This window comes from Haloechinothrix salitolerans, from assembly GCF_042662605.1.
Taxonomy (GTDB): domain Bacteria; phylum Actinomycetota; class Actinomycetes; order Mycobacteriales; family Pseudonocardiaceae; genus Haloechinothrix_A; species Haloechinothrix_A salitolerans.
In genome coordinates this window covers 4,066,667-4,079,111 of record NZ_JBHSXX010000001.1, presented here as the reverse complement: position 1 = coordinate 4,079,111, position 12,445 = coordinate 4,066,667, and the positions used below count along the sequence as shown (strand labels likewise).

Below are 12,445 nucleotides of genomic sequence, written 5' to 3'. Positions count from 1 at the left end.
ACTCGCGACACCGCCCGCGTAGCGGCGCGTAATCTGATCCCAAGCGCGGGGAGCGCGTACGGCGAAGAATCGAGGCATGACCGTGACCGCATCGCAAACCAGGCTGTTCAGCTCCGAGTCGGTGACCGAGGGGCACCCGGACAAGATCTGTGACGCCATCAGCGACTCCGTGCTGGACGAGCTGCTGGCGCAGGACCCGAACAGCAGGGTCGCGGTCGAGACGTTGATCACGACCGGACAGGTGCACATAGCGGGCGAGGTGACGACGAAGGCCTACGCCGACATTCCGTCGATCGTGCGCGAGACCGTCCTCGGTATCGGCTACGACAGCTCGGCCAAAGGTTTCGATGGCGCGTCCTGCGGTGTCAACGTGGCGATCGACCAGCAGTCGCCGGACATCGCCCAGGGTGTCGACACCGCGTACGAGTCGCGGGTGGAGAGCAAGCTCGACGACCTGGACAAGCAGGGCGCCGGTGACCAGGGCCTCATGTTCGGCTACGCCTGCACCGACACCCCCGAGCTGATGCCGTTGCCGATCGCGCTGGCGCACCGGCTCTCCCGCGGACTCGCCGCCGTGCGCAAGAACGGCGTGCTTGGCTACCTGCGCCCAGACGGTAAGACGCAGGTGACCATCGAGTACGCGGGGGAGCAGCCGGTGCGGCTCGACACCGTGGTCGTCTCCACGCAGCACGCCGAGGACGTCGACCTGGATACCTTGGCGGCCGACGTGCGTGCGCGGGTGATCGCGCCCGAGCTGGCTGAGCTGGCGCTGGACTCCGCCGATATGCGGGTGCTGATCAACCCGACCGGCCGGTTCGTCGTCGGTGGTCCGATGGGTGACGCCGGGCTGACCGGCCGGAAGATCATCGTCGATACCTACGGCGGTATGGCCCGCCACGGTGGTGGCGCCTTCTCCGGTAAGGACCCGTCGAAGGTGGACCGTTCCGCCGCGTACGCGATGCGCTGGGTCGCCAAGAACGCGGTGACCGCGGGGCTCGCCAGCCGGATCGAGGTGCAGGTCGCCTACGCCATCGGCAAGGCAGCCCCTGTCGGGCTGTTCGTGGAGACGTTCGGCACCGAGACCGTCGATCCCGCCAAGATCCAGCAGGCCATCACCGAAGTGTTCGACCTGCGTCCTGCCGCGATCATCCGGGACCTCGACCTGCTGCGCCCGATCTACGCGCGGACGGCGGCGTATGGCCACTTCGGCCGTCTCGACGTCGATCTGCCGTGGGAGCGCACCGACCGCGCCGACGCGCTGAAGCAGGCCGCTGGCGCCTGATGGCACGAGCGGCCACCGCGCGCAAGGGGGAGCGACGCCCCGCCCCGTCGCTGCCCATCGCGCGGATCTACGTCGACGTCGGCCTCCCGCATCTGGACCGCACCTTCGACTACCGCGTCGCCGACACCCAGCACGACGACGCCGTCGTCGGCTGCCGGGTGCGGGTGCGGTTCGCGGGCCAGCTCGTCGACGGCTATCTGGTCGAGCGCGCGGACACCACCGACCACACCGGTCGGCTCGCGTACCTGGAGCGGGTCGTCTCACCGGAACCGGTGCTCACGCCGGAGATCGCCACCCTCGCCCGCGCGGTCGCGGACAAGTACGCGGGCACCATGGTCGACGTGCTGCGGCTGGCGATCCCGCCCCGCCATGCCAAAGTCGAGGCCGAAGCCGTGTCCGACGCTCCCGACGTTGTGTCTGGCACTCCGGACACCGTGTCCCACGGTTGGGGCGGCTACCAGCACGGCGACGCACTGCTCACCGCGCTCGGCAAGGGCACCCGGGCGCGGGCGGTGTGGCAGGCCCTGCCCGGTGAGGACTGGCCCGCGCGGCTCGCCGAAGCGGCCACTACGGTCGCCGCCAGCGGCAGGGGCACCGTCATCGTCGTCCCCGATTACCGCGACGTCGCCCGGCTCCACCACGCGTGCGCGGAGCGGCTCGGCGAGCGGCAGGTCGTCGCGCTGTCGGCCGACCTCGGGCCCGCCGAGCGCTACCGCCGCTGGTTGCGTGCCCGCCGGGGCGCCGCGCGGGTCGTCGTCGGTACACGGGCGGCGATGTTCGCCCCGATGACCGACCTCGGGTTGCTCGTCGTGTGGGACGACGGCGATGACCTCCACGCCGAACCGCGCGCGCCGTACCCGCATGTGCGCGACGTCCTGGTGCAGCGGGCGCACCTATCTGGCGCATCGCTGGTGGTGGCTGGGTTCGCGCGTACGGCGGAGGCGCAGCTGCTCGTCGAGAGCCGCTGGGCTCATCCGGTTGTGCCGGACCGCACGAGCCTGCGCTCCAATGCGCCGAGGGTGACGGGTTTCGGGGAGGATTTCGACTTGGCGCGCGACGAGGCCGCTCGTGCCGCGCGGCTGCCCGCCGTCGCGTTCGAAGCGGCTCGTGCCGCGCTGAAGGCGGATGCTCCCGTGTTGGTGCAGGTGCCCCGGCGCGGCTACGTGCCGTCGCTGGCCTGCGGGTCGTGCCGCACCCCAGCGAGGTGCCGCCGCTGTGCCGGTCCACTGGCCGTGCCCGCGGGGCAGCAGGCACACGAGGAAACAGCTCGGGCGCCTGCCTGCCGCTGGTGTGGGGTGCCGGAGTCGCGGTTTCGCTGTCCCGCGTGTGGTTCCGCACAGTTGCGCGCGCAGGTGATCGGTGCGCGCCGCACGGCGGAGGAGCTGGGCAGGGCGTTTCCAGGGGTCGCGGTGCGCACCTCGGGCGGCAAGGAGGTGCTCGCGCACGTCGACGGCTCCGCCGCGCTTGTCATCGCCACCCCGGGCGCGGAGCCGGTCGCCGCTGGCGGATACGGCGCGGCACTGCTGCTGGACGGCTGGGCGCTGCTCGGCAGGCAGGACCTGCGGGCTGGGGAGGAGACGCTACGTCGTTGGATGACCGCCGCCGCCCTGGTGCGGCCCGCCGAGCGGGGCGGCAGGGTCGTCGTTGGTGCCGACGCCGGATTGGTTCCGGCGCAGGCGCTGATCCGGTGGGATCCGGCCTGGCACGCGGAGCGAGAACTCGCCGAACGGCGCGAGCTGGGGTTCCCGCCCGCCGTGCGGATGGCCAGCTTGGAAGGTGAACCCGAGCCGCTGGCCGCCGCGCTGGATGAAGTCGTGCTGCCGGAATCGGCCGAGGTGCTCGGACCGGTACCGGTGATGACACCGCAACGTCCCGACCGGCAGAGTGAGCAGCGCGAACTGGAGCGAGCGCTGTTGCGGGTGCCGAACGTGGACGGGAAGGCCCTCGCCGCCGCCCTCGCTGCGTTGCAGGCGAGCAGGGGAGCGCGCAAGGAGCCGGACACCGTCCGGGTGCGGCTCGATCCGCTCAGCCCGATCTGATCGCGCCGACCCTGGCCGCCGCGCCGAGCGCTCGATCGCCGCCCGTAGACTCGACGGCACTATGCGTGTGGTCTTCGCGGGGACGCCCGATGTGGCAGTCCCGTCCTTACGTGCCCTGCTCGACTCCGATCGGCACGATGTCGTCGCCGTCGTCACCCGTCCGGACGCGCGGGCGGGGCGGGGGCGCAAACTGGTGCGGTCTCCGGTTGGCACGCTCGCGGATGAGCACGGCATCGAGGTGCTGACCCCCGCGAAGGCGGGTGACCCCGACTTCCTCGCGCGGTTGCGAGAGCTGGCACCGGACGCCTGCCCGACGGTGGCCTACGGCGCGCTGTTGCCGGAGGCCGCGTTGGAGATCCCTACCTACGGCTGGATCAACCTGCACTTCTCGCTGCTGCCCGCGTGGCGCGGCGCGGCTCCGGTGCAGGCCGCGATCAAGGCTGGTGACGAGATCACGGGCGCGTCGACGTTCCAGATCGTGCCCGAGCTGGATGCTGGCCCGGTGTACGGTGTGGTCACCGAGCCGGTGCGGCCGGATGACACAGCGGGCGCGCTGCTCGGCAGGCTCGCCGAGTCCGGCGCGGTGCTACTGCGGTCCACACTGGACGGTGTCGAGGACGGCGCACTACGCGCGGTCCCGCAGTCGGACGAGGGTCGCAGCTACGCGCCGAAGGTGACCGTCGAGGAGGCCCACGTCGCGTTCGACACGCCCGCCGTCGCCGTTGACCGGCACGTGCGCTCGGTGACGCCGGAGCCCGGCGCGTGGGCGGAGTTCCGAGGGGAGCGCCTCAAGCTCGGGCCGGTGCGGATCGCGGGAGACGCCGATGGCCTCGCTCCCGGAGAGGTGCGGGCGGAACGACACAGGGTACTGGTCGGCACCGCGACCGACCCGGTCGAGCTGACCGAGGTGCAGGCGCAGGGCAAGAAGCGGATGGCGGCAGAGGACTGGGCGCGCGGCACACGTATCGACGAAGGAGAGCGGCTTCGATGAGGCACGACCGGCGCAAGCCTTCCCGGCCCGACCACAGCAGGCCGGCGCGCCGCAAGGAAGGCCCGAAGACACCGCCCAAGGTCGACCCGGCGCGGCAGGCGGCGTTCGACGTCCTGCGCGCGGTCAGTGAGCGGGACGCCTACGCCAATCTGGTGCTGCCCGACCTGCTGCGGGAACGGCGGATCAGTGGCCGTGACGCCGCGTTGGCCACCGAGCTGACGTATGGCACCTGCCGCGCGAGGGGGCTGCTTGACGAGATCATCGCGGCGTGCAGCGACCGCGGTTTGTCCAGCGTGGACGGTGCGGTGCTTGACGTGCTGCGGCTCGGCGCGTACCAGCTGCTGCGGACCAGGGTTCCGGAGCACGCCGCCGTGACGTCGAGCGTGGATCTGGCACGGTCCGCGGCGGGCTCGTACGTCACGGGGTTCGTCAACGCCATGCTCCGCCGGATCTCGGAGAAGGACGAGCGGCGGTGGCTCGACGAGCTCGCGCCGTCGCCCGAGAAGGACCGGATCGGCAATATCGCGCTCCGGACCGCGCACCCGAGGTGGATCGCGCGAGCCTTCGCCGAGGCGCTGGGCACCTCCGGTGACGAGCTGACCGCCGCGCTGGAGGCCGACGACGCGCGCCCCGACGTCCACCTGGTAGCGCGACCAGGTGCGATCAGCGCCGATGAGCTTGCCGCGATCACCGGTGGCGACGTCGCGCCATACTCGCCGTACGGGGTGCGGCTGCCACCTGGGTCGGGCGACCTTGCGGAGTCCGAACCCATGCGCGAGGGACTCGCCGCCGTGCAGGACGAGGGTAGCCAGCTCTGCGCGCGGGCCCTCACCACAGTGCCACTGGACGGCCCCGACGAACGCTGGCTCGACCTCTGTGCTGGACCGGGTGGCAAGGCGGCGTTGCTTGGCGCGCTCGCTTCGATACAAGGCGCGACGGTGGACGCGGTGGAACAAGCCGAGCATCGCGCGAAGCTGGTGGAGCATGCCGTGACCGATCTGCCGGTGACGGTGCACGTCGCCGACGGCCGTGACCCCGGCCTGGAAGCGGGCTACGACCGCGTGCTGGTTGACGCGCCGTGCACCGGTCTTGGCGCGTTGCGCAGGCGTCCGGAGGCACGCTGGCGGCGGCAGCCGTCCGACGTCTCTGACCTGACGAAACTCCAGGCGGAGCTGCTGACATCGGCGCTGGGGCTGGCACGGGTCGGCGGCGTCGTGGCGTATGTGGTGTGCTCGCCGCATCTGGCCGAGACCGACGGGGTCGTCCGCGAGGTCGCCCGCCGCAGCGGCGCGGAGCTCCTGGACGCTCGCGAACAGTTCCCTGACATGCCCGACGTTGGCGACGCCCCGTTCGTCCAACTGTGGCCGCACCGTCACGGGACGGACGCGATGTTCTGTGCGCTGCTCCGCAAGACGCGGTGAGCGCGCGCTCGATGTCACATCCGGCTCGCACCCCTGCCGTGCTCCGGGTGGCGGAACCGTAAACTACGTACCGTGACGAACCGCCCGATGATCGCACCCAGCATCCTGTCCGCCGACTTCGCCCGCCTCGGCGAGGAGATCACCTCGGTCGCGGGTGAGGGCGACAACCGGGCCGACTGGGTGCACGTCGACGTCATGGACGGCCATTTCGTCCCGAACCTCACGATCGGCCTGCCGGTAGTGCGGTCGCTGCTGACGACGTCCGACGTCCCGCTGGACTGCCACCTGATGATCGAGGACCCCGACCGGTGGGCGCCGGGCTACGCCGAGTCGGGCGCGTACAACGTCACGGTGCACGCCGAGGCCGCCCGCGACCCGATCATGCTGGCCAAAAACTTGCGGGCCGCCGGCTCGCGCGCCGGGCTGTCGGTCAAGCCAAAGACCCCGCTTGAGGATTACGTCGAGATTCTCAAGCACTACGACACGCTGCTGGTCATGTCGGTGGAGCCGGGCTTCGGTGGGCAGTCGTTCATCCCCGAGGTGCTGGACAAGGTCCGCACCGCGCGCAGGCTTGTCGATACCGGACACCTGCGGCTGCTGGTCGAGATCGACGGCGGGATCAACAACGACACCATCGAGCAGGCCGCCGAGGCCGGCGTGGACTGCTTCGTCGCGGGCACTGCCGTGTATGGCGCCGACGACCCAGGGAAGGCGGTCGCCGCGCTGCGCGAGCAGGCGGCGTCGGCGGCGGGCTGCCGCCACGGCGCGCAGGGCGCACAGGACGGCAACGGCTGATGACCCCGGAGCAGGCCATGCGGGACGCGATCGCGCTCAGCGAGGCCGTGCGGGGTACGACGAGCCCGAACCCGCCCGTCGGGGCGGTGATCTGTGACGCGGATGACGTCGTGGTGGGGCGTGGTGCCACCCAGCCGCCGGGCGGACCCCACGCCGAGGTCATGGCGCTGCGCGGCGCGGGTGAGCGCGCCAGGGGCGGCATTGCCTACGTCACGCTTGAACCGTGCGCTCACCACGGTCGCACTCCACCCTGCGCTGACGCGCTGCTCGACGCGGGCGTGCGCGCGGTGCATTACGCCGTCGCCGACCCCACCCCGGCCGCTCAAGGCGGGAGCGCGGTGCTGGAACAGGCCGGGGTCACCACGACCCAAGGACTGCTCGCCGACGACGTCCGACGCGGGCCGCTGCGCGCGTGGCTGCACTTCGTCCGCACCGGCCGTCCGCACGTCACGTGGAAGTACGCCGCCACCCTCGACGGCAGGGTCGCCGCCGACGACGGCACCAGCCGTTGGATCTCCGGCGAGCCCGCACGTGCCGAGGTTCACGATCTCCGCACGAAGATCGACGCCATCGTGGCGGGCACCGGCACCGTGCTCGTCGATGACCCGCGGCTCACCGCCCGCGACGCCGACGGCCGCCTGACCGATCGCCAGCCGCTGCGTGTCGTCGTCGGCACCAGGGCGCTGCCCGAGTCGGCGCGGGTGCTGGACGACAGCGCCGATACCGTGGTCATCGCTACCCACGACCCGGACAAGGTCCTGACCGAACTCGCCGACCGGGGGGTGGTCGACGTGCTGCTGGAAGGCGGCCCGACGCTGGCGGGAGCGTTCGCGAAAGCAGGCAGGATCGACCGGCTGCTCGCCTACATCGCACCCGCGCTCGCTGGTGCGGGTCCGGCCGCGCTGGGGGATGCTGGAGTGTCAACGGTCACCGACATGCACCGGTGGGTGGTCGAAGAGGTCACCATGACAGGAGACGATGTGCGGGTCAGCGCGGTCCCGGCACATCAGGACTAGGAGGTAGGCGTGTTCACCGGAATCGTCGAGGAGATCGGTGAGGTCATCGGCATCGAACAGGTGCCGAACGCCGCCCGGTTGAGCTTGTCAGGACCCCTGGTCACCACCGACGCGAAGCACGGCGACTCGATCGCGGTCAACGGCGTTTGCCTCACCGTGGTCGACGTCGCCGGATCGACCTTCACCGTGGACGTCGTGCACGAAACGCTGGAGCGTTCCAGCCTGGCCAAGGTGCACGTCGGCGACGGAGTGAACCTTGAACGGGCCGCCGCGGTCGGCGGTAGGCTTGGCGGGCACATCATGCAGGGCCACGTCGACGGCACCGGTACCTACCTCGCCCGGGACGCCTACGGCATGACGCGGTTCGCGCTGCCGAGGAACCTGGCGCGCTACGTCGTCGAGAAGGGCTCGATCGCGGTGGACGGTGTGTCGCTGACGGTGGCGTCGGTGGACGACGACGAGTTCGCGGTAGCGCTGATCCCCACGACGCTGGAGATGACCAACCTGGGTAGCAAGGCACCAGGCGATCCGGTGAATCTGGAAGTCGACGTGCTGGCGAAGTACGTGGAACGGTTGATCGCGGCACCCGCTGGGAATGGTCGCGCCGATCCCGGCGCTCCTCCCGGTGACGGTCCTGGCGATAATGCCGGCGAGAAGGAGTGAGGATGGACAAGTTCGCCGAGATCGAGCGCGCGATCGCCGATATCGCCGAGGGTAAGCCTGTCGTTGTCGTCGACGACGAGGATCGTGAGAACGAAGGCGATTTGATCTTCGCCGCCGAGAAGGCGACGCCGGAGCTTGTCGCGTTCATGGTGCGCTACACCTCGGGATACATCTGCGTTCCGTTGACGGAGTATGACGCCGACCGGCTGAACCTGCCGCCGATGTTCTACGCGAACCAGGACGTGCGTGGCACCGCCTACACGGTCACCGTCGACGCCAAGGAAGGCGTCTCCACCGGCATCTCGGCGTCCGACCGCTCGCACACCATCCGGCTGCTCGCTGACCGCACCGCCACCGCCGACGACTTCAACCGGCCCGGCCATGTGGTGCCGCTTCGTGCGAAGGAAGGCGGCGTGCTGCGGCGGCCGGGCCACACCGAGGCGTCGGTGGACCTCGCGCGCATGGCCGGGTTGCGGCCAGCTGGCGTGTTGTGCGAGATCGTGTCGCAGAAGGATGAAGGCGACATGGCTCGCTACGACGAGCTGAAGGTGTTCGCCGACGAGCACGACCTCGCGCTCATCACCATCGCGGATCTCATCGCGTACCGCAGGCGCACCGAGAAGCAGGTGGAGCGCGTCGCGGAGGCACGAATCCCGCTGCGGCACGGCACATTTCGCGCGATCGGCTATGACAGCTTGCTGGACGGCATCGAACACATCGTGTTCGTCTACGGCGAGATCGGTGACGGTGAGGACGTCCTGGTCCGGGCGCACTCGGAGTGTCTGACCGGGGACGTGTTCGGCTCGCTGCGCTGTGACTGCGGCCCGCAGCTCGACGCCGCGCTCCGCGCCGTGGCTGAGGAGGGCAGGGGTGTCGTCCTCTATATCCGCGGCCATGAGGGCAGAGGCATCGGCCTGATGCACAAGCTCCAGGCGTATCAGTTGCAGGACGGCGGCGAGGACACCGTCGACGCGAATCTCAAGCTCGGTGTGCCCGCCGATGCCCGCGACTACGGCACCGGCGCGCAGATCCTGCGCGACATCGGCATCAAGTCGATGCGACTGCTGACCAACAACCCCGCGAAGCGGATCGGACTTGAAGGCTATGGCCTGCGCGTGACCGGCCGTGAGCCGCTGCCGGTGTCGCCGAACCCGGAGAACCTGCGCTACTTGCAGACCAAGCGCGACCGCATGGGCCATGACCTGACGCATCTGGAACACCTGGACGACGTTGGTGCGCAGCTGGAGGGGAACAGCCAGGACCGCGCCGGTGGGAAGGACGGGGGAGTACCCGCATGAGCGGTGAAGGACGTCCCGAGGTCGCGCCGGAACCTGGCGCGTACGAGCACGTCCGGCTCGGCATCGTCGTCACGCGCTGGCATGCCGAGATCGCCGAGCGCCTGCTGGACCGGGCACAGGCAGCCGCGAAGGAGGCGCGGCTCGACGTCGAGCCGACCGTGGTGCATGTCGCGGGCGCGGTGGAGCTGCCGGTGGTGGCGCAGGCGCTCGCGCGCGACCACGACGCCGTCGTCGCGCTCGGCGTGGTCATCCGGGGTGGCACGCCGCACTTCGAGTACGTCTGTGACGCGGTGACCCAGGGCCTGACCCGGGTGGCGCTGGACGAGAGCACCCCGGTGGGCAATGGTGTGCTGACCTGCGACACCGAGCAGCAGGCACTGGACCGCGCTGGGCTGCCCGACTCCGCGGAGGACAAAGGCTACGAGGCGACGGTCGCCGCGCTGGACGCCGCGCACGTGCTGCGCTCACTGCGTCGGCGATGGACCGAGAGCAAGGGGATGGCGTGACGGTGGCCGACGATACTCAGAGCGATGGCGCGCGGGGCGGTGGCGAGGACGCCAGTGCGCGGGGCTCCGGCGACGTTCAGCCTCCCACCGAGCCGGTGCGGTTCCGGCCGCACCGTTCAGTGATCATGGCCAGCGCGCTCGCCGTGCTGATCGTCATCGTGTTCACCATCGTCGGTCTGCTGCTGCCTCGATCGGATACCGGCGCGGTGTTTAGGACGTCCGATCAGGTCGCGATGATCCTTCTCGGGGTGTTGCTGGCAGGGGCGACGATGCTGTGGGCGGTGCCTCGGGTGCGCGCCGACGCCGACGGTATCCGGGTGCGCAACGTGCTGACCTCGCGGCGGTTCGCGTGGCGCGAGGTGCTGGCGGTGAGCTTCCCGGACGGCGCGGCGTTCGCCCGCCTCGAACTGCCGGACGACGAGTACTACACCGTGATGGCGGTGCAGGCCGTCGACGGCTGGCGCGCGGTTACCGCCGTCCGCGCGCTCCGCGCGCTGCACCGGCAGGCCTGGCGGGACGGTCAGGAGTAGCGCGGGCCGTACCGGCGCACACCCGTGCGCGAGTTGATCTGAAGACGTCGTGGTCGCTATAGCAACCGAAACGTCTACAGGCTCGGCTCGTTGGTAGGGCTCAGCGGATCAGCTGTATCGATCAGTTGCTGCCGCAGGTACGCCTGGCGAGACTGTCCCGCGTCCGGGAGCAGGCGCGAACCCGCCTTCAGAGCGCCAGGTCCGCCACGACGGGTGCGTGGTCGGACGCACCAGTGCCTTTGCGTTCGTCCCGGTCGACGTAGCAGTCGGTGACGGCCTTGGTGAACGCCGGATTGCCATACACCAAGTCGATCCGCATGCCGTTGTTGTTCGGGAACGCGAGCTGGCGGTAGTCCCAGTAGGTGTACGGGTGGTCGTACTTCAACGCGCGCGGGAAGACATCGGCGAGTCCGGCGTCGCGTAGCGCGGCGAGGGCGGTGCGCTCCGGCTCGGTCACGTGGGTACTCTCCGCGAACAGGCTGATGTCCCACACGTCGTCGTCGGTCGGGGCGACGTTGAAGTCACCGAGTACGGCGAACGGACGCTCCTCCGCCAGCTCCGCGATCGCCGTGGCCCTAAGCGCCGCCAGCCAGCGGAGTTTGTACTCGTAGTGCGGGTGCGACGGCTCGCGGCCGTTGGGCACGTACACCGACCACACCCGCACGTCGTCGCAGGTCGCGCCGATCGCACGCGGCTCGCTGGTCTCGAACAACGCGCCGTCGGCCAGGTAGCCCGGCTCGTCCGTCAATCCCCGCGTCACGTCGGCCAACCCCACACGCGACAGGATCGCCACGCCGTTCCACCGGCCGGTGCCGTGCGCGGCGACCTCGTAGCCAAGCGAAGCGACCTCGGCGACGGGAAACGCCTCGGCCGCGCACTTGATCTCCTGGAGGCACAACACGTCCGGTTTCACGCGCTCAAGCCACCCGAGCAGTCGGGGCAGCCGCGAGCGCACCGAGTTCACGTTCCACGTGGCGATCCGCACGGTCGCAGCCTAACTACCGACTCCACCGCACCCGCACCAGATCCGGCCACGCCCGCAGCGCGTCGGCGTCCCCCACGGTCTCCAGCGCACTCAGTGGCCGACGGTTCCACACCGTGAGGTAGACGTCCTCGGCGCTGCCGCGCATCGTGACATCCGCTCCGTCGACCGGACCGGTGGCGGGCAGATCCGCCACCCGCTCGGTGACGACCGGTTCGGTACTCACCCGCATCAGCCAACCCGCGCCGGTATCGCTGGCATGCAGTGCGAGCGTGATCGGCGAGTCGCTGCGGAGCTTGCCGGAAGGCCGGATCACGAACCCGGTGAGCAGCTCATCGATGCCGTCGGTCGCTACAGCGGGATCGATCGGCGTCGGAGAACCCGCGGCGAGTTCGACGTCGACGCCGTGCATCGTCGTCTCGTGTGTCTGCCTGCGCGCCCAGAACGCCAGCGGTGACGGCGCTGGTAGGAATGACCAACACTCCAGGTCAGCGGGCGCGGATTCGATGACGTCCAGCAGCGCCGCGTGGCCCTTGCGGAACCAGTCGAGCAGCGCGTCATCGGCGGGACGATGCTCGGCGTCGCGGTGCGGGTCAGCGCCGGGATCGGGCTCCTCGCCGGGTGAGGTCAGTGCCTCCCGCACGTGGCGGGTAGCCCAGCGGTGCACCGCGCTGGTGTGGAAGACAACATCGCGCACCGTCCAGTCAGGGCACGTCGGCACCGCCGCGTCCCAACCCGCTTTCGCGGCGGCCGATGTCAGCCGCTCACCCGCGTCGCGCAGTGCCGCGACATATTCCGGAATCTCCATGTGGAGCAGCATGCCAGAGCCCACCGACATCATCCGGTGTATCGCGCCGCCGAGCAGGGTAGGTCGCCGAGTGACTCACGCGGCGGAACCCGGAGCGTGACCGGGTGGGGGCGA

At 70.4% G+C, this 12,445-nt stretch carries 12 protein-coding genes; 10 read left to right on the top strand and 2 right to left on the bottom strand.

All coding sequences use genetic code 11. The features are described from left to right. Positions 1-76 precede the first annotated feature (76 nt). From metK to ACFQGD_RS19265, 10 genes are all read left to right on the top strand, one after another. Entirely contained in the window at positions 77-1,282 is a 1,206-nt protein-coding gene (gene metK, locus ACFQGD_RS19310) for a methionine adenosyltransferase (RefSeq protein ID WP_390183367.1), read from the top strand. After that, positions 1,282-3,321: a primosomal protein N' gene (locus ACFQGD_RS19305; protein ID WP_345389962.1), complete on the top strand. Its 2,040-nt coding sequence runs from the start codon at positions 1,282-1,284 to the stop codon at positions 3,319-3,321. The genes metK and ACFQGD_RS19305 overlap by 1 nt, the downstream gene beginning before the upstream one ends. Positions 3,322-3,382: 61 nt before the next feature. Continuing rightward, on the top strand, positions 3,383-4,312 hold the full coding sequence (gene fmt, locus ACFQGD_RS19300; protein WP_345389965.1) for a methionyl-tRNA formyltransferase: 930 nt from the start codon (positions 3,383-3,385) through the stop codon (positions 4,310-4,312). Next, a complete protein-coding gene (locus ACFQGD_RS19295; RefSeq protein WP_345389968.1) occupies positions 4,309-5,733 on the top strand; it encodes an RsmB/NOP family class I SAM-dependent RNA methyltransferase in 1,425 nt (474 codons plus the stop codon). The genes fmt and ACFQGD_RS19295 overlap by 4 nt, the downstream gene beginning before the upstream one ends. An 87-nt stretch (positions 5,734-5,820) precedes the next feature. Beyond that, complete coding sequence (gene rpe / locus ACFQGD_RS19290) at positions 5,821-6,528, top strand: ribulose-phosphate 3-epimerase (RefSeq protein ID WP_345390102.1); 708 nt, start codon at positions 5,821-5,823, stop codon at positions 6,526-6,528. Beyond that, positions 6,528-7,544, top strand: coding sequence for a bifunctional diaminohydroxyphosphoribosylaminopyrimidine deaminase/5-amino-6-(5-phosphoribosylamino)uracil reductase RibD (gene ribD, locus ACFQGD_RS19285; protein WP_345389971.1), 1,017 nt, complete (start codon positions 6,528-6,530; stop codon positions 7,542-7,544). Before rpe ends, ribD begins: the two co-directional genes overlap by 1 nt. 9 nt (positions 7,545-7,553) lie before the next feature. Further along, entirely contained in the window at positions 7,554-8,207 is a 654-nt protein-coding gene (locus ACFQGD_RS19280) for a riboflavin synthase (protein ID WP_345389974.1), read from the top strand. A 2-nt stretch (positions 8,208-8,209) separates the two neighbouring features. Continuing rightward, entirely contained in the window at positions 8,210-9,505 is a 1,296-nt protein-coding gene (locus ACFQGD_RS19275; protein WP_345389977.1) for a bifunctional 3,4-dihydroxy-2-butanone-4-phosphate synthase/GTP cyclohydrolase II, read from the top strand. Next, on the top strand, positions 9,502-10,011 hold the full coding sequence (ribH, locus tag ACFQGD_RS19270; RefSeq protein WP_345389980.1) for a 6,7-dimethyl-8-ribityllumazine synthase: 510 nt from the start codon (positions 9,502-9,504) through the stop codon (positions 10,009-10,011). Before ACFQGD_RS19275 ends, ribH begins: the two co-directional genes overlap by 4 nt. Before the next feature lie 125 nt (positions 10,012-10,136). Continuing rightward, positions 10,137-10,541 carry a PH domain-containing protein gene (locus ACFQGD_RS19265; protein WP_345390105.1) on the top strand — a complete coding sequence of 135 codons (405 nt, stop codon included), beginning with the start codon at positions 10,137-10,139 and terminating at the stop codon, positions 10,539-10,541. A gap of 187 nt (positions 10,542-10,728) precedes the next feature. Here the strand turns inward: ACFQGD_RS19265 and ACFQGD_RS19260 are convergent, their stop codons facing one another. Both ACFQGD_RS19260 and ACFQGD_RS19255 read right to left on the bottom strand, forming a co-directional pair. Beyond that, positions 10,729-11,526 carry an exodeoxyribonuclease III gene (locus tag ACFQGD_RS19260; RefSeq protein ID WP_345389983.1) on the bottom strand — a complete coding sequence of 266 codons (798 nt, stop codon included), beginning with the start codon at positions 11,524-11,526 and terminating at the stop codon, positions 10,729-10,731. 13 nt (positions 11,527-11,539) lie between these two features. Further along, entirely contained in the window at positions 11,540-12,331 is a 792-nt protein-coding gene (locus ACFQGD_RS19255; RefSeq protein ID WP_345389986.1) for a maleylpyruvate isomerase family mycothiol-dependent enzyme, read from the bottom strand. Positions 12,332-12,445: the final 114 nt, after the last annotated feature.

Bases quoted from the DNA above. Each gene is read 5' to 3' on its own strand.
- metK (WP_390183367.1), top strand. From the start codon at position 77: ATGACCGTGACCGCATCGCAAACCAGGCTGTTCAGCTCCGAGTCGGTG.
- ACFQGD_RS19305 (WP_345389962.1), top strand. From the start codon at position 1,282: ATGGCACGAGCGGCCACCGCGCGCAAGGGGGAGCGACGCCCCGCCCCG.
- fmt (WP_345389965.1), top strand. From the start codon at position 3,383: ATGCGTGTGGTCTTCGCGGGGACGCCCGATGTGGCAGTCCCGTCCTTA.
- ACFQGD_RS19295 (WP_345389968.1), top strand. From the start codon at position 4,309: ATGAGGCACGACCGGCGCAAGCCTTCCCGGCCCGACCACAGCAGGCCG.
- rpe (WP_345390102.1), top strand. From the start codon at position 5,821: ATGATCGCACCCAGCATCCTGTCCGCCGACTTCGCCCGCCTCGGCGAG.
- ribD (WP_345389971.1), top strand. From the start codon at position 6,528: ATGACCCCGGAGCAGGCCATGCGGGACGCGATCGCGCTCAGCGAGGCC.
- ACFQGD_RS19275 (WP_345389977.1), top strand. From the start codon at position 8,210: ATGGACAAGTTCGCCGAGATCGAGCGCGCGATCGCCGATATCGCCGAG.
- ribH (WP_345389980.1), top strand. From the start codon at position 9,502: ATGAGCGGTGAAGGACGTCCCGAGGTCGCGCCGGAACCTGGCGCGTAC.
- ACFQGD_RS19265 (WP_345390105.1), top strand. From the start codon at position 10,137: ATGGCCAGCGCGCTCGCCGTGCTGATCGTCATCGTGTTCACCATCGTC.
- ACFQGD_RS19255 (WP_345389986.1), bottom strand. From the start codon at position 12,331: ATGGAGATTCCGGAATATGTCGCGGCACTGCGCGACGCGGGTGAGCGG.